This window comes from Mesorhizobium hawassense, assembly GCF_003289945.1.
In the GTDB taxonomy this organism is placed as follows: domain Bacteria; phylum Pseudomonadota; class Alphaproteobacteria; order Rhizobiales; family Rhizobiaceae; genus Mesorhizobium; species Mesorhizobium hawassense.
The window spans coordinates 15,375-30,142 of the sequence record NZ_QMBP01000001.1 but is presented as its reverse complement, the minus strand read 5'-3'; the positions used below and the strand labels follow the sequence as shown (position 1 = coordinate 30,142).

Sequence of the window (14,768 nt, the reverse complement as noted above, 5' to 3'; positions counted from 1 at the left end):
AGTTCCAGGTTCGAGGCCCGACAAAGCAGCCGCACCGCCAAGAGCGAATGGCCGCCGAGCTAAAAGAAGTGGTCGTGGCGGCCGACCCGCTCCAGCCCCAGAAGCTCGACCCAGATGCCGGCCAGTGCCGTCTCGACCTCGCCTTGCGGTGCCGCATAGGCGGCTCGCGCATAGGCATCCTCGTCGGGAACAGGCAGCCCCTTGCGGTCGAGCTTGCCGTTGGCCGTCAGCGGCAGCGCCGCCAGCCGCACGAAGGCCGACGGCACCATGTAGTCGGGCATCCGCGCTCCAAGATGCACGCGCAAGGCCTCGGCAAGCGCGCTTGGATCTTCGCCCCGGGCTCCCGCTTCGCCCTCGGTTCCCGCCTCATCTCCCGCTTGCGGCGCGCACACCACATAGGCCACCAGCCGCTTCTCGCCGGCGCCATCCTGTTGCGCCACCACCACCGCCTCGCGCACCCAGGCGTGCTCGCAAAGCCGCGCCGCGGTCTCGCCCGGCTCGATCCGGAAGCCGCGGATCTTCACCTGCTCGTCGTTGCGGCCCAAAAACTCCAGATTGCCGTCCGGCAGATAACGCGCGAGGTCGCCAGTCTTATACAGCCGGTCGCCGTCCACAAACGGGCTGGTGATGAACCGCTCCGCTGTCAGCTCCGGCCGGTTCAGGTAGCCACGCGCAACGCCTGCGCCGCCAATGTAAAGCTCGCCCACCGCCCCGAACGGCACAGGCGCGCCATGCCCGTCCACCAGGTACACCCGCGTGTTCGCAATCGGACGGCCGATCGGGACAATCGCCCATCAAAGTCAGCCGGGCAACTCCAGGTCGTTGCACAGACTGTCGTTTCCCTCGGTCCATAGGCATTGATAACAGATGCTGCAGGTAAACGTCGGATGAGTTCGGCCTTCGGCAGCTCTCCGGCAAGAATGAGAGTGCGACGCCAAATAGCCTGCACTCCGTCTTGCCTCCAGTAAGGCCGGAGGCAATGTCGCGTGGGTGATCGATTCACTCCGCAGGTAATCCGAGAGTTCGGCACTCGCCTGGCGGAGCTCATCCGCAGGCAAATGCAAGGCAGCAGCAAGCTACTTACGGTGCGTAGAATCGACTTTTTATTGTAACGCTCCATGAGTTTCTCCCAGTCTGGCAGCTCGTCGGGTCGGCCAACGTTGCGTCTTCGCCGGCAGCTCTCAAGCAGCCACAAATCGCAAAACCCATGCCAGTTTCCTGACTTGGGTCGAAAACATAATTTTCTCACTGCTCTTCAGCTATTTTATGTGAGGGCGAAGCAAGAGAAGGGCGAAATATTTTGTCGAGGATCAAACAAATCCGACATGGTCGAAGCGCGTGCTGCCGACATCCTCGACGGATGTTCCGAGCCACCTATGCAATGGCGCGGCGTCCTCATTGTACCGGCTATTGACATGATCCCGCATGCGGGATCGGGCATTTGGTCACAACCGGAAAGGTGTGCCGGCTCGCCCGCGGCCGAACACTCTGTCGACAAAGATTACAAACCTGCCCGACTGCGGATGCAATCTCTGCAACCGGACTGATCACAGCGAATTTAGGAGAAGCCATGACATGGCGGACATTGCACAGCGCGGATAGCAATCCGAATGACGCGTGAATTCCGACAAGAAGATTCCGCCATCGTGGAAGCTCGCGGAGCTGAGCATCACGGCCGGTTTCGCGCCATCCTGTTTCCGTCTCTGCGTCACGCCGGCGGCACCAACCTGGTGATCTTTCCAGCGAACCTTGTCGAACGCGACCAAGTCATTTTGCATGATCCGGATCACCGGCTGCCGAAAAATCAGTCATCGCGGCCCTGAGTTGACTGGCTATTTGTGAGTTTAGGAAGGGGCGACGCCCCGCTCAAGACAGTTGGTCGTCGACCACATCGGCCACTCGCTCTTCTTCGCTGTCGCCTTCCCCGCTCGCCAGCCCGGCCGGAATATCGCCTGCCAGCAGCTTCTCCTTCGACAATAGCCCGGCGTCCTCAAGCGCCTCGAAATCCGGCAACTGGCGCAGCGTGTCGAGCCCGAACTGCGACAGGAAATTTTTCGTCGTCACATAGGTGTAAGGCGCGCCCGGTTGCGGGCTTCGCGGTCCTGAGGCGATCAGGTCCTGCGCGCGCAGCACGCCGATCAGGTCGCGCGAAACCTCCTTGCCGAAGAAGGAAGACAGCTCACCACGCGTGATCGGCTGGAAATAGGCAATGCACATCAGCACAAGCGCCTCCGACTGCGACAGTTCTTTTGCCCCCTGCCCCGCCGGCGTGCCGAAGGCGGCGTTGATTGCATCGCCAAAGACCTTCTTGGTGCGATGCTGCCAGCCGCCAGCGACTGACGCCAGCTCGTAGGGGCGACCGGCGAGCTCGGCGCGGATGTCGTCGATGATCAGGTCGAGATTGCAGTTTCTTTCCACCACCCGCGCCAGCACCTCGCGCGGCACCGGTTCGCTCGCCCCGAAGGTCACCGCTTCGACGCAGCCCATCCACTCGCGCCAGCGCAGTTCTGGCGGCAGGTGCTCGAGCTCGGTGTCGAGCAGCGCCGGCTGATCGTCAGGCTTGCGGCGGACGGAGGCCTGGCTTATCGCTACAGCCCAAACAGCCGGAAGGTGGGACGGCCCGACAGCTCGCGCACGGCATCCAGTTGCTGGAGGCGTTCGAACAGCCGCCGCGCCGCAAAGCGCGACAGGTTTTGGTCGTCAGCGATCCGGCGACGGCATCTTCATTGAGCAGCAGAAAAATCACGTCGCCGGCACCCTTGGCGCGCAGTTTTGGCGCTATTGCCAGGAGCTTTTCGGCGCGGCGCGACAAGGAGAGCCAACTCGCCAGGGCGCTGCGGGAACTCGGTCGCATCGAGCGGTCCCTCGTCACGATCGAATGGTACTCAAGTCCGGCATTGCGCCGGCGCTGCCAAGCCGGTCTCAACAAAGGCGAGGCGGCACACAAGCTCAAGGGTGCCGTCTTCTTGCATGAGCGGGGCGAAATCCGCGATCGGTCGTTCGAAAGCCAGGCGTTTCGCGCATCAGGCTTGAACCTCGTCGTCAGCGCGATCGTGCATTGGAATACAGTTTACATAGGACGGGCGGTTGCCCATTTGCGCAGTGCACGTCGCGAGATTCCGGATCATCTGCTGAAGCACATCTCGCCGCTGAGTTGGGAGCACATTAACGTGACCGGCATCTACACTTGGGACGCGGAACATCAAATGCCTGAAGGATTCCGATCGCCACGACTTCCGACCCCAATACGTCGCGCAGCATAGAGTCCACGATCCGTTCGCTCTTAGCGCAAGATCCTGCACAGCTCTTCTGTGGTTGCCGCCCGGAGTGCAAGAGTTTTCCGGCCGTCATGTGCTGCGATCGAGTGCGGTCTTCTGTCAGGCCTCAAAGATGCGGCCTGTTTGGCGCCGCGGGCCGGTATGGTGATCTGCGGATCAGGTCCAAATGTTGTTCCCGAGCTCTGGGCTCCAAGAGCTGTACTGGGTTGCCTAATCCCGATCTGTTCGATCATTTGCCCATTCGGGTCGTCGCCTTCTTACACCCATTCACGGGGTATCTGTCGGCCGCCAAAACCTGCATTCTGTCAGGCAGCAGTTCTTCATGCCGGCAGCCTGTAATCTTCGCCCTTCATCAGCATGGCCCATATCCCGCGCACCATCTTGTTGGCGAGCGCAATGGCCACCAGCATCTTCGGTTTCCTTTCCGCCATTCGGGCCAACCAGCTGTCGGGACGGATCGCTTTGCGGCCGAGCCAGGTCAACCGCGTCATCGCACCAATGATCAGCAACCGGCGAATATCGATCTGTCCGGCCTTGGAGACGCGCCCAAGCCGGGCCTTTCCTCCTGAAGAATGCTGACGCGGAACGAGGCCCAGCCAAGCCGCGAAATCTCGCCCGCATTTGAAGCTTTCCATCGCAGGCGCGAACGCCTCAACCGCCAATGCGGTCAGCGGACCAACGCCGGGCATGGTCTGGAGACGACGCGCCATATCGGCTTCCGACGCAAGTTCCTTCGCCTTCTTCGTCCGGGCATCTATCATGCGAGTCAGATCAGCAATCTGCTCAACCATATCGAGGCATTCCTCCCGCACCAGCTTTGGAAGGTCACTGTTCGGCGCTTCCGCAATTTCCTGCATGCGGGCCAGTTGGACCAGCCCTCGGGGGACAATGTGCCCAAACTTGTAGAGAACCGCGCGGAGCGCATTCACCATTTCAGTGCGCTGTCGAACCAGGCGTTCCCTTGCCCGGAACAACACCGCTCTTCTGTCTTTTCACAAAAGGCCGTACATACTGTGGAGCGATCAGCATCACCTCATGGCCAAGACTTACCATCTCCCGTGCCCAATAATGGGCGCTCCCATAGGCTTCCATAACCACTGTCGCCGGCGGCTCTCGCTCATGAAGTTCCGGAACTGCTGACGCGACAATTTCCTGCGAAAATGCGTTTGTCCCGTCATCGACGCTCCGTGAATCTGGAAAACTGATTTTGCCAGATCCACGCCGATCATCGTATCTTTCATCGCGGTTGCCGTCCTCTCTGCTGGTGGGCCTACCCACTATTTGGCACATTCGATGCCGTCTGAGATGGGCGGCAACCACCCCATCTTGTTACGACCCTAAATCAACGACGCGTGGTAGCGGATTGCAAAATCGATCCATTCCGGGAAATGCCAGTCGGGATGCTCACCGCCTATCTTCGGCCCGAGCTCGGCAATGATCTCGTCAGAGGCCTTGCCACTTCTGCGAGCTGCAAGCACACGTTCGCCCAGGTTCGCGATGTAGTCACGCACGCCGGAGACTATTTCGGGGCCGCCGATCTCGCCATGGCCAGGAACGACGATGTCCGGCCGCAGAATCAAGCAGTCGTCTAGCGCGGCGATCCAATTGTCCGCGTCGATGTCGGTATCCTCAGGTGGAAACCACGGAAAGATCGGAAAGGTCTTTTCCTCGGCGAGGTCGCCGGTGAACAGGATGCCGTCATCAGGAAGGAAGACGATCTGGTCTCCGCGCGTATGGGCCTTGCCCCATGTCCTCAGGATAGCCCTGCGCCCGCCGAGATCGATTTCATGGCTGGTGTCGTCATAGTGCGTATCCGCCTCGACCAGCATCGTTCCGTCAAGAGCCTCGGCAATCGAGGGTCCCATCCCCCTGAACATGCCGAGATAGGCCTCGCCCTTGTCGGCAAGCTCGCGGGCCTGTTCGCTGTTGTAGAGGATCTCTGCCTCGCCCTTGAACGGCTCGGCGCCGTAGCCGTGCTCTGGATGGAAATGAGTGAGCGTAAGGACAAGCTCGCGTGTGCCGGCAAGGCGGCGCGCCGTCTCGAGCACCAACTGTCCGTTTCTTCGGCCCATGCCGGTATCGACCACCAAAGCCGAGTGACTGCCGACCACGATGCCGATATTGGGCACCAGCGGCACCCGATGGTCGGGGATCACCCAGACCCCATCGGCGATTTCGCGAAGGGCGGCAGGGTCGACAACCGGCGTCGGCCGATTGGGCTGTTGCTCAGACATGGGAGATTCCTGTGTTTTTGGTCGATGCTTCAAGGCCTGATATCGGCTTCTTGTCTCGGGGGAGTTCCAACTCGTGGCCGCCGGTGATGCCCTGGGGACGAAACAGGATGATCAGCAGCATCGCCGCGGCGAGGGCCACGTCACTGAGCAAAGGTCTCGTCCGACGCCCTTCAGTGTTCGTGGTACTGTGCGACGACGTCATCGGCGAATGTCACGCTACCCCCCGTCAACCATGAACAACTCCTGCGCCGCGCTGGACTGCGGGATGGAAAACCGTAGATTCAAGTGGATTCAACCATAAGTGATTCGTCCCATGTCGCAGTATCCGCGGCTCGAATACAGCATGGAAGATGTGCGCGCCGCGGGGAAAAGCCTTGCTGGCCCGGTTTCCTTCACCCCGCAAAACAACGCCGTCGCTGTCGAGATATTCTCGATAGCGAACTCCTGGCGTGACAGCCACATCTATCCCATGCGCAGCATCCGCGCCTCAGTGCGGATCGCCATGCGGCAGGCCTACATTCGAGGTGACATGGCCGCACGGCCAAAGCGGATGTCGTCCATCCGGCGCAAGCTCGCCGACACCACCATCCGGCTCGACCAGATGCAGGACCTCGGCGGGTGCCGGGCGATCCTCAATGACATCGATGGTGTGAACCGCCTCGTCGAACGCGTCCGCGAGCGCTCCCAGCATTGCATTCGCAAGGAATGGAACTACATCCAGAATCCCAAGGGCGACGGCTACCGCAGCCACCATCTCTCCATGGAATTCACGCCCGCAAGGAAGGAGGACGAGTCCTTTGCCGGTCGGCGCATAGAACTGCAGTTGAGGACGCGCCTGCAGCACTCGTGGGCGACCGCCATCGAGGCCGTCAGTCTCTACCGTAATCAGGACCTGAAGCACCACAAGGCAGACGGCGACTGGCTCCGTCTGTTCGAGCTTGCTTCCGCCGAGTTCGCCCAAGTGGAGCGTAGCCCGCTTCCGACCGGGGTTCCAGATCAGGCAGAGCGTGTCAAGGAGCTAAAGGATCTTAATGCCCGGCTCGGCGCGGTGAGCATGCTCGAGAACATCAAGGCGGCCACCCATTTCGCCGAGAATTTCACCCATGACCGTGGTCGCTACTACCTCCTGCGCTACAGGCCGGATCACACCGTCAAGATCGAGACCTACACGGGCACTTTCTCCGCAACGAGTGCCCTTGAGCTGGCCGAAAGGGCAATCGAGGCAGGAGAAAGCCAGGACAAGGTCGTCCTCGTCGAGGTCGACAAGATCGACAAACTCGTCTCCACCTACCCGAACTACTTCGGCGACGTTAGCCTGTTCATCCGCAACCTGCAGCTCGCTTGCGGCGGCAAGTCAGGCATCGAATACACGGTCGCTCCACAAGAAGTGGTCAGGCCGCGGGAGGTGCAGCAGCCTGACTACGGTGCCCTGCGCAGGCGATACACGCGTTGGATTGAGCCGCGACGCTAGTCGATTGTTGGAGGGGCGCGGCGATGCTCAAGATACTCGTTGACACGTGTGTGTGGCTCGATCTCGCAAAGGACTATCGGCAGCAGTCCTTGATCCTAGCGGCGAAAGAGCTCTTCGACGGGCAACAGATCGACTTCGTCGTGCCGGACGTGGTCAAGGCGGAGTTTGCGCGCAACAAGGCGCGTGTCGCCGAGGACGCGCGGCGTAGCCTGCAGGCTCACTTCCGCCTCGTCCGGGAGGCGGTCGACCGCTTCGCCGAGGACGACTACAAGACGGAGACGCTGAACTCCCTGAACGAGATCGACCAGCGCATCGCGATGAAGGGCGAGGCCGTTAACAAGTCCATCGAATGGATCGAGGACCTGCTGGCGCATGGACTGAGCAAGGCTACAACCAAAGCCATCAAGCAACGTGTGACGGAACGCGCGATCGCCGGGCTGGCGCCCTATCATCGCTCCAAGAATTCGGTAGGCGATGCGATCCTTGTAGAGACCTACGCCGATCTGGCGAGCGCTGCCAAGGCAAAGGGGCAGCGCGTTGCGTTCGTTTCCCACAATACCCGCGACTTCAGCGACCCGAACGGTGACCAGCGGAATCCCCATCCAGACATCGCCGAACTTTTCGACGGGCCTCACTCCACTTACTGGACGTCACTGGGCGACCTTCTGAAGTCTGAGCACGCTGACTATCTTGAGTTCGTGGACGAAGAGCTATCGTGGACGGATCAGCCTCGCCGGCTATCGCAAATCCTTGAGGCCGCGCGCCTGCTGGGGCTTCAGGTTTGGTACAACCGCCACTGGAACCTGCGCAGTCAAGTGGAGCGCGGAGATACCAAGGTCGTCACCAAGCCAGAATGGGAAGCTGCCGAACCACGTAGCCGTAACAACCGGGTCATTATTGACAGCATCTGGAAAGGCGCGCTGGAAGCCGCCCGGAAAACAGAGGAAGAGGTTGGCCTGGAGAATCTTGGCCCGTGGACCGACTTCGAGTGGGGAATGGTCAACGGCAAGCTGTCAGCGCTCCGATGGGTCATGGGCGACGACTGGGACATGCTAGACACCTAGAGTGTCGGGCCAGCATCGGAGGGGGGTAGCGTGCAGGAATTCGAAGCCGCACTGATGGACCATTACGTCGCTTTCAACGCAGCCGTCGCCGTGGCCAGCATCATAGTTTCTGGCTACCTCGCGCAGCGCATGCGGCCAGGGGTCCTGCTCGGGACGCTTGGCTTCGTCCTGGCGACAGCCCTCGCTCTCTTCGTAGCGGCGGCTGCTACATGGCTGGCGGCGGCGTTCATGACTCCTGGGCTGGCCGGACGCTCGTCGGCGGTGCCGCTCGGCGCGCTCGCATGGTCGTTCGAGACGGGTGTTGAGTTCGCCATGCTTGGCATCTCCGCTGGGATGCTCGCTTACCTCGTCCTTAGACTGAGACGGCCGGTTAGACGGGCGCACCCCTGATGAAGAACATGGTCAGAATTAGCTGGAAAGTCATCGTCCCCGCGGCAACGCTCATCCTCGCGGCGGGGCTGTCGTCGATACACGCGGCTGCCCAGTCGACAGGCGAAACGCCCGGTGGCGATTCCGTTTCCTTGCTGACGGGCTGGCCACTTGCAATCGTGACTGCCGTGGCGACGACGGTCGGCACCATTGCGGTTACCTATTTCAACCATCGGCTGACCGTTGGCAGGGACTCCAACGAGGAGCGCGCCAAGCACGCCACCTACGTGGCCACCAGGGTCGTCTGCATACTGGATCCGTTCGTGCTGCACTGCGTGGACGTGATACATGACCAGGGCGAGTACATCGACGGCGAACTGACCCCGCAGGTCGACGCCCCGGGACTGGAATTCCCGGCCGACCTTGACTGGAAAACCATGGACGCGGCCTTGATGTACCGGACTCTGTCCTTGCCCAACGAGATCGCCGCAGCCGACAGCAAGATCTCCGCCTTCGCCGAGCACTCGGGGCCACCGAACTGGGACGAAGTCTGGGAGGAAAGGCGCTACCAGTATGGCCGCGTCGGGCTATACGCCCTCGACCTCGCCGCCGACCTGCGGAAACGCTACGGGCTGGCCCAGCCCGACTACAGCCGCTGGAACCCGCGCGACACACTTGATATCGCCTATACGGCGGAGGATGCCAAGCGCAAGAAGGTGAGCGGAGCATCACGAACATGATCAATAAGTCCGACAGCAAGAAGGTAGAGAAAAAAGACGGCTGACGGCCTCTGGTCTCCGGCCGCTAAGGGCGGTTTGTCGGACTGCCATCGGCTGTTACCCATCTGCGACTAGTTAGTCCTCGATTTCTAGATCGGCTTTTTGCTGGTTAAAAGAAAAGTCGGGCGTGATATCGCCGGCCAGCAGCTTCTCTCTCGATAACAGCCCGGCGTCCTCGAGCGGCTCGAAATCCGGCAGCTGGCGCAGCGTGTCGAGCCCGAACTGCGACAGGAAGGTCTTCGTCGTCACATAGGTGTAGGGCGCGCCCGGCTGTGGGCTGCGCGGCCCCGAGGCGATGAGCTCCTGCGCGCGCAGCACGCCAATCAGATCGCGCGACACCTCCTTGCCGAAGAAGGATGACAGCTCGCCGCGCGTGATCGGCTGGAAATAGGCAATGCACATCAGCACGAGCGCCTCCGACTGCGCCAGCTCTTTTGCCCCCTGCCCTGCTGGCGTGCCGAAGGCGGCGTGGATGACGTCGCCAAAGACCTTTTTGGGGTCGGAACAAGAGCAGCGCGAAATCGTACGCTAAGGTCGATGCGGCACGCCGTAGCCCAGTCGGGAGGCGGAGCGACCTGAAGCCTTCCGGGAGATGTTGCTCGCTGTCCCAGGTGTAGATGCCCGTCAGGTTGATATGCTCCCAACTCAGCGGCGAGACATGCTTCAACAGCGGATCTGGAACGTTCCTTCCCGCTCGTTTGAGCTGTGTGACCGCGCGTCGAGATAGACCGTATTCCAGTGTACGATCGCACTGACGACGAGGTTGATGCCGGAGGCTCGGAACGCCTGGCTTTCGAACGATCGGTCGCGGAGTTCGCCGCGCTCATGGAAGAAGACCGCGCGTTTGAGTTTGTGCGCAGCCTCGCCCTTGTTGAGGCCAGCCTGGCAACGCCGGCGTAGCGCCGGACTTGAGTACCATTCGATCATGAAGAGCGAGCGCTCGATCCGGCCGAGTTCCCGTAGCGCCCTTGCGAGTTGGCTTTCCTTCGGAGATGCCTAGGGGGGTGATCGTGTCGGGGAACATGCGCAGCGCTTTGGCGGTATCCGGCCTGCAGTCCATGTGCCGCTGCTTCTTGCGGTTGTTGGCTTGCGAGAACAGCCGACCCATCAGCTTGATGAACATGGTCACCGCATCATCGGTGAGCTTCTGACCGAGTTTGATAACTTGCGCGACGATCAGAGCATGCCGACGGCTGGCATTGAAGTCATTGGCAAGCCAGGCAGGCGTAGCGTTACCCTCACGGATCATCTGGTCCCATCGTCCCGACGAAATGCGCGCCTGCAATTTCGGATCGATCTCCAGTGTGCGCAGGAAAGCAATCCGTTCGGTCAGCTCGACCAGGTTTGACCCACCTGGCGCGTCCGGCGCCGATCGCAGCCAATGAAAGCGTGTCTGGCCGATCACCGGATCAACCTCCAATAGCCTGTCCAACGATTGAAGCTTATCAAGCGGGATGTCTTCAATCAGAGTTCTCTCTGCCCGTCGGCGGGCTATCGCGCGGCCGGCAAGGCCGATCCGTTCGATCGTGTCGATCGCCGGCAGAAGAGATCCGCGTTCACGAAACGTGGCGACAATGGAACTGGCTATCGCAGCGCCGTCGTCGGACATCGTCGCCGCCTGAATTGCAGCCAATAGCGCGGCTCGACGATCTTGCGCCGTCGCGCTTCTCGTATCCAGATACACCATTAGGCGCGCTGTGTGATCGCGACGGGTTTCTTCACGGCGTGCATAGAGTGCAAATGCTTCTGGGTCGGCGCCGATTTGATCAGCAACATATCTGAGCATGGCGCGAGGCGGAGTCTGTTCTGCTCCCAGCACTCGGCCCGGGTATCGCATCAGACATAGCTGAACGGCAAAACCGAGTCGATTATGCTCACGCCTCCGCAGTTCAATCTCCAGACGATCTGCCGGTGACAACGAATAGCGCCGGATCAGGCTATCCTCGTCGGCTGGTATATCGAAAACCTTCCGTCGATCCTGACCTTTGACAGCTTCCGTTTTGCCATCGCCCGACACCATCCACGACCAATCTGCCGGGAGCGTTGTCGAGTCGGACGGACGAGGAAATCAAAACTGGTGCCTGGTGGTGGCAATCCACAGAGATCGGAGCCTGCACATCCGAGCTCCGGCACGGTTCATGTTCCGTTCGACCTTAGCGTACGAGGCCCTTATCAACCAAAGACAGCAACGGCCGATTTGATGATGATGCCGCCGTCTGGACTTCGGCGCATCTGGCGTCCCGTAGCGGCGCGAAAAACGCTTGGCAGCTGTAGCGCCGGTTGTACGCGCGCCCAAAGCGTCCGGATTGTTTCGCGGCCGCGCCGTGTTTTGCGAACGGCATTGCCCGTGACAACGCGTTGCGACCAGCGGAAGCCGATCTCATGGAAATAAAGGTCGGCATGCTGCGGGCTGATGTGATGAAAGACGCCGGCGATCGTGCGACGAACGCGAGAGTTGAACCCTTCGGCTGAATTGACGTGGACGGCGCCGCGAACATATTCGCAGCTCGAGTGCTTCACAGTCTCATGCTCAGCGAAACTCTCGCCAATGGCCATGAAGGCTTTCGCTTCGTCGCTCATCAAGCGTGCATGGGGCTCGATCTGTGTCTCAATGATGCGCTCCGCGGCACGCAACGAAAGGCCCATCACCACTGCAGCCCGCGCGTCACCGGCCGCAGTTCCAGGCGCGTTGCCGTTCGGCCGCTGCACCACTGCCATCACCGGTGTTTTCTGCGTGTTCGCCTGGCCTTTCCGGCCCCGTCCGGGCGGCGGATCATCAGGATGCTTTCGGGGTCTTCCACCGAGATGGAAGTGATCGACCTCGACCGTGCCGTCGAGCATGTGCTCGCGAGCCACCATGAGACGCAACGCATGCCCCATCCGCCAGGCCGTGGGCTGACTTACTCCAAGGGCTTCGGCCAGGCGCACCGAGGACATGCCTTTGTCCGATTGCAGCATCAACCACATGGCCTTCAGCCAGACACGCAGAGGTAGCTTCGTGGAGTGCAGGGGCGTGTGCGTCGTCACCGTGAACTGGAACCGGCAGTCGCCGCTCGAGCACTGATAAAGCCCCGGCCGTGCGCGTCGCTTGCCCGTATCCCGGCCGGCTATCGCGATTGAGCGTTTGTAACCGCAGGCGGGACAGATCCTGCCATCCGGCCACACCATGCTTTCCAGCAGCCGCCGACAATGATCTTCATCACGGAAGGCCGCGATCATGTCCTCAACGGTACGAATGTTGGAAAGCGCCGCCAGCATCGTTTCAGACATCCAGATCTCCTGCGCTTCGAGCCCAAAGAATCGCATGGAAAGCGATGGTGTACAAGGATATTGCTGTCTTTGGTTGATAAAGGCCGCGTACGATTTCGCACTGCTCTTGTTCCCACCCCAAATAGGCGATGCACATGAGCACAAGCGCCTCCGACTGCGACAGTTCTTTTGTCCCCTGACCCGCGGCCGTGCCGAAGGCGGCGTGGATGATGCCGCCAAAGGCTTTTTTGGTGCGGTGCTGCCAGCCGCCGGCGACGGACACCAGCTCATAAGGGCGGCCGGCGAGCTCGGGGTCAGGACAAGATGGGCGGCAACCACCCCATCTTGTTCCGACCCCTTGTGGTGCCGGGCTGGTACGGCACCAATTCTGTGAAATGGGTTGGTTCGATAACAGCCGCAGACCGGCGTGCGCCTGGGCCCTGGACGACCCGCTTCTACAACGACACCACCCCAAACGGCACGTGGCCTGTTTGGGCCGTCGCCCCTGAATCCGTAATTATACGTCCAGACCCGACGTTACCACTTGCGGCCGGCGAGGCCGTGGACGTGTGGGGCTGGGCGTGGGGAGACAATCCTATCGAAACCGTCGAAATCAGTCACAACGCAGGAGCGGACTGGCAGACGGCATCTGTCCGTCCTCGCCGTGACCGGAGTTGGCAGCGGTTCGAACTGCCATGGACACCGACAAAGGGTGAGCACGTCTTGATGTGCCGGTGTATGACAAGTCCGGGGTCAAGCAGCCCCTCTCTGGCGCCCGGAACGCGGTCCACAGCATCACGGTCAAAGCGATAGGTTGACTTCGCAATCGGCGCTACTGCTCATAAACAGTGACCTGTGAGCAAACCGGCGCACGCTCAAGGTGCATGTGCCGACGATGCGCCGATTTTATCGGCGACTGGCAATCGGCGCTTTGCGCGCACGGCCCCACATAACAAATATCGACAGAGCCAGGTAGACGAGGTTCAAAGGCAGCACTTGGCTGGTTTCCCCACGATACGCATGGAACCCGATAGCGAGTACCTGGATGGCGACGAAGCCAAGCGCAGCCAGGGGGGTCAAGAAAGGCAGGATGCGGGTCGCGGCTGGAAGTATCATTCCAAGCGCGCCCGCCAATTCGCAGATGCCAATGAACCGCAGCAGCCAGACTGGAACATCTGTCGCCCACAGGATTCCCATTGGCGGGAGCGCTGATGGATCGAGAAATGTCTTCATAATGCCAGGCATGCCGAAAAGAATGAAAAGGAGAACCTGCGCGACCCACAGGCCGATATTCCAAGAGCGGGACGACGAGCGAACAGACTGAGCGCCGAGACTTGACATGATTATTTCCATCGGTTCGATGACTAGAATTTCTTCCGGTCGAGGCGGAAGCGACTGCCTTCAGTGTCTCAACACGACTTTGCCCTGGGCACCGGCGCCCACGGCCCTGTGAGCCGCGCCAATCTCATCAAGTGAAAAGATCTTTGCGATCGGGATGACCAGCGCGCCACGGGATGCCGCATCGGCCACCGCCTTCAGAGTGCCAGCGTCCGGGCGATGATAGAGTTCACGGATCAGCACGCCATTGGCGAGGTTAGCGCCCTCGGGCACCGGAACTATGCTGGCGACTTGGCCCCCGTTTCGCACATGCGCGATGAGATTTCCGGCGACAGGCGCCGCGGCACTGATGGCATAATCGAACGTTGCATCAATCGGCGCCTTCGTTATGTCCAGTGCCTCTCCCGCCAGTCGACGCGCCTCGTCGACGCGATCGGGCCGGACGCCAGCGACAGGCTTTGCACCAATCTCTTGCAGGTACTGGATCGCGGCACGGCCGACTGCGCCAAGAGCACCCGAAATCAGGACGCGGTCGCCTGTTCTGACGCCGAGGGCATCGACTGTTTGCCGTCCAGTAAGACCGGCCTTGGGCAGAGCCGCGCCCTCCTCGAAGGTGAGATTGCCCGGAAGTTTGGCAACTGCCGAGGCCGGAACGACTCCATATTCAGCGTGAGAACCGTTGCCATTCGCAGCGAAATCGGCAACGACCCGATCGCCAACCGCCAGCCCCGTCACGCCCGCCCCGACCTCGACAACGGTCCCGGAGGCATCGCCGCCCAACACAGCTGGTAGCTCCAGGGGGATGTATTGGGCGACATAGCCCTGGCGGATCACCAGATCGAAGTGATTGACGGCGGAGGCTTCGATCTTGATTAGAATTTCGTCGGCTTGCGGCTTTGGCGCGGGAATGTCTTCAATCGCGAATTGATCGACATCACCGTAGGCTCTGAGGCGGACAGCTTTCATAGATGGACACCATTGTGTAT

13 protein-coding genes and 7 pseudogenes are annotated in these 14,768 nt (G+C 60.9%); 7 read left to right on the top strand and 13 right to left on the bottom strand.

Annotated features, from left to right (window positions below):
- Positions 1–59 precede the first annotated feature (59 nt).
- On the bottom strand, positions 60–752 hold the full coding sequence (locus tag DPM33_RS36740) for an AMP-binding enzyme (protein WP_281004749.1): 693 nt from the start codon (positions 750–752) through the stop codon (positions 60–62).
- A gap of 858 nt (positions 753–1,610) precedes the next feature.
- Here DPM33_RS36740 and DPM33_RS00170 point away from each other — a divergent pair.
- Positions 1,611–1,823 (top strand): hypothetical protein, encoded by a 213-nt coding sequence (locus DPM33_RS00170; RefSeq protein ID WP_245441933.1) that lies wholly within the window; start codon positions 1,611–1,613, stop codon positions 1,821–1,823.
- Between the two features lie 43 nt (positions 1,824–1,866).
- On the opposite strand, the gene scpB (DPM33_RS00165) is transcribed toward DPM33_RS00170, so the two are convergent.
- Together scpB (DPM33_RS00165) and DPM33_RS00160 are read right to left on the bottom strand one after the other, a co-directional pair.
- Positions 1,867–2,586 (bottom strand): SMC-Scp complex subunit ScpB, encoded by a 720-nt coding sequence (gene scpB / locus DPM33_RS00165; RefSeq protein WP_112094904.1) that lies wholly within the window; start codon positions 2,584–2,586, stop codon positions 1,867–1,869.
- Between the two features lie 2 nt (positions 2,587–2,588).
- Positions 2,589–2,926, bottom strand: a pseudogene (locus DPM33_RS00160) (DUF1403 family protein).
- Between DPM33_RS00160 and DPM33_RS00155 the strand changes: the two are divergent.
- Positions 2,811–3,263, top strand: a pseudogene (locus tag DPM33_RS00155) (Tn3 family transposase); the annotation flags it as partial. The pseudogenes DPM33_RS00160 and DPM33_RS00155 overlap by 116 nt on opposite strands.
- 335 nt (positions 3,264–3,598) lie before the next feature.
- Here the strand turns inward: DPM33_RS00155 and DPM33_RS00150 are convergent.
- The 3 genes and pseudogenes from DPM33_RS00150 to DPM33_RS36035 all read right to left on the bottom strand — a co-directional run bounded on the left by DPM33_RS00150 (position 3,599) and on the right by DPM33_RS36035 (position 5,663).
- Positions 3,599–4,519: pseudogene (locus tag DPM33_RS00150) on the bottom strand (IS110 family RNA-guided transposase).
- Positions 4,520–4,615: 96 nt separating this feature from the next.
- Positions 4,616–5,512: an MBL fold metallo-hydrolase gene (locus tag DPM33_RS00145; RefSeq protein WP_112094903.1), complete on the bottom strand. Its 897-nt coding sequence runs from the start codon at positions 5,510–5,512 to the stop codon at positions 4,616–4,618.
- The gene (locus DPM33_RS36035; RefSeq protein WP_167448892.1) at positions 5,505–5,663 is read right to left on the bottom strand and encodes a hypothetical protein; all 159 of its coding nucleotides are present in this window, start codon (positions 5,661–5,663) and stop codon (positions 5,505–5,507) included. The genes DPM33_RS00145 and DPM33_RS36035 overlap by 8 nt, the downstream gene beginning before the upstream one ends.
- A gap of 162 nt (positions 5,664–5,825) precedes the next feature.
- Here DPM33_RS36035 and DPM33_RS00140 point away from each other — a divergent pair, with 162 nt between their 5' ends.
- Genes DPM33_RS00140 through DPM33_RS00125 form a run of 4 tightly spaced genes read left to right on the top strand, consistent with a single transcriptional unit; the run spans position 5,826 to position 9,156 of the window.
- Entirely contained in the window at positions 5,826–6,983 is a 1,158-nt protein-coding gene (locus tag DPM33_RS00140) for a RelA/SpoT domain-containing protein (RefSeq protein ID WP_112095812.1), read from the top strand.
- A gap of 23 nt (positions 6,984–7,006) precedes the next feature.
- On the top strand, positions 7,007–8,047 hold the full coding sequence (locus tag DPM33_RS00135) for a PIN domain-containing protein (protein WP_112094902.1): 1,041 nt from the start codon (positions 7,007–7,009) through the stop codon (positions 8,045–8,047).
- A 30-nt stretch (positions 8,048–8,077) separates the two neighbouring features.
- A complete protein-coding gene (locus tag DPM33_RS00130; RefSeq protein ID WP_112094901.1) occupies positions 8,078–8,437 on the top strand; it encodes a hypothetical protein in 360 nt (119 codons plus the stop codon).
- Positions 8,437–9,156, top strand: a complete 720-nt coding sequence (locus tag DPM33_RS00125; RefSeq protein ID WP_112094900.1) for a hypothetical protein — start codon at positions 8,437–8,439, stop codon at positions 9,154–9,156. Before DPM33_RS00130 ends, DPM33_RS00125 begins: the two co-directional genes overlap by 1 nt.
- 114 nt (positions 9,157–9,270) lie before the next feature.
- On the opposite strand, the pseudogene scpB (DPM33_RS00120) reads toward DPM33_RS00125, so the two are convergent.
- The 5 genes and pseudogenes from scpB (DPM33_RS00120) to DPM33_RS00105 all read right to left on the bottom strand — a co-directional run.
- A pseudogene (scpB, locus tag DPM33_RS00120) lies at positions 9,271–9,690 on the bottom strand (SMC-Scp complex subunit ScpB); the annotation flags it as partial.
- A 70-nt stretch (positions 9,691–9,760) separates the two neighbouring features.
- Positions 9,761–10,185, bottom strand: a pseudogene (locus DPM33_RS37695) (Tn3 family transposase); the annotation flags it as partial.
- 7 nt (positions 10,186–10,192) lie between these two features.
- Positions 10,193–11,202 (bottom strand): annotated as a pseudogene (locus DPM33_RS00115) (DUF4158 domain-containing protein); the annotation flags it as partial.
- Positions 11,203–11,367: 165 nt separating this feature from the next.
- Positions 11,368–12,465 (bottom strand): IS1595 family transposase, encoded by a 1,098-nt coding sequence (locus tag DPM33_RS00110; RefSeq protein ID WP_112095810.1) that lies wholly within the window; start codon positions 12,463–12,465, stop codon positions 11,368–11,370.
- A gap of 121 nt (positions 12,466–12,586) precedes the next feature.
- Positions 12,587–12,754 (bottom strand): annotated as a pseudogene (locus tag DPM33_RS00105) (SMC-Scp complex subunit ScpB); the annotation flags it as partial.
- A 14-nt stretch (positions 12,755–12,768) separates the two neighbouring features.
- On the opposite strand from DPM33_RS00105, the gene DPM33_RS00100 reads away from it, so the two are divergent.
- Positions 12,769–13,257, top strand: coding sequence for a molybdopterin-dependent oxidoreductase (locus DPM33_RS00100; RefSeq protein WP_342634300.1), 489 nt, complete (start codon positions 12,769–12,771; stop codon positions 13,255–13,257).
- 93 nt (positions 13,258–13,350) lie between these two features.
- Here the strand turns inward: DPM33_RS00100 and DPM33_RS00095 are convergent, their stop codons facing one another.
- On the bottom strand, positions 13,351–13,785 hold the full coding sequence (locus DPM33_RS00095) for a DoxX family protein (RefSeq protein WP_112095809.1): 435 nt from the start codon (positions 13,783–13,785) through the stop codon (positions 13,351–13,353).
- Between the two features lie 60 nt (positions 13,786–13,845).
- Positions 13,846–14,748 (bottom strand): NADP-dependent oxidoreductase, encoded by a 903-nt coding sequence (locus DPM33_RS00090; RefSeq protein WP_112094899.1) that lies wholly within the window; start codon positions 14,746–14,748, stop codon positions 13,846–13,848.
- Between the last annotated feature and the right edge of the window lie 20 nt (positions 14,749–14,768).

What these genes read in the sequence shown, in the direction of transcription:
- DPM33_RS00170 (WP_245441933.1), top strand. Translation starts at nt 1,611, where the DNA reads ATGACGCGTGAATTCCGACAAGAAGATTCCGCCATCGTGGAAGCTCGC.
- DPM33_RS00145 (WP_112094903.1), bottom strand. Translation starts at nt 5,512, where the DNA reads ATGTCTGAGCAACAGCCCAATCGGCCGACGCCGGTTGTCGACCCTGCC.
- DPM33_RS00140 (WP_112095812.1), top strand. Translation starts at nt 5,826, where the DNA reads ATGTCGCAGTATCCGCGGCTCGAATACAGCATGGAAGATGTGCGCGCC.
- DPM33_RS00135 (WP_112094902.1), top strand. Translation starts at nt 7,007, where the DNA reads ATGCTCAAGATACTCGTTGACACGTGTGTGTGGCTCGATCTCGCAAAG.
- DPM33_RS00125 (WP_112094900.1), top strand. Translation starts at nt 8,437, where the DNA reads ATGAAGAACATGGTCAGAATTAGCTGGAAAGTCATCGTCCCCGCGGCA.
- DPM33_RS00110 (WP_112095810.1), bottom strand. Translation starts at nt 12,465, where the DNA reads ATGTCTGAAACGATGCTGGCGGCGCTTTCCAACATTCGTACCGTTGAG.
- DPM33_RS00100 (WP_342634300.1), top strand. Translation starts at nt 12,769, where the DNA reads ATGGGCGGCAACCACCCCATCTTGTTCCGACCCCTTGTGGTGCCGGGC.
- DPM33_RS00095 (WP_112095809.1), bottom strand. Translation starts at nt 13,785, where the DNA reads ATGTCAAGTCTCGGCGCTCAGTCTGTTCGCTCGTCGTCCCGCTCTTGG.
- DPM33_RS00090 (WP_112094899.1), bottom strand. Translation starts at nt 14,748, where the DNA reads ATGAAAGCTGTCCGCCTCAGAGCCTACGGTGATGTCGATCAATTCGCG.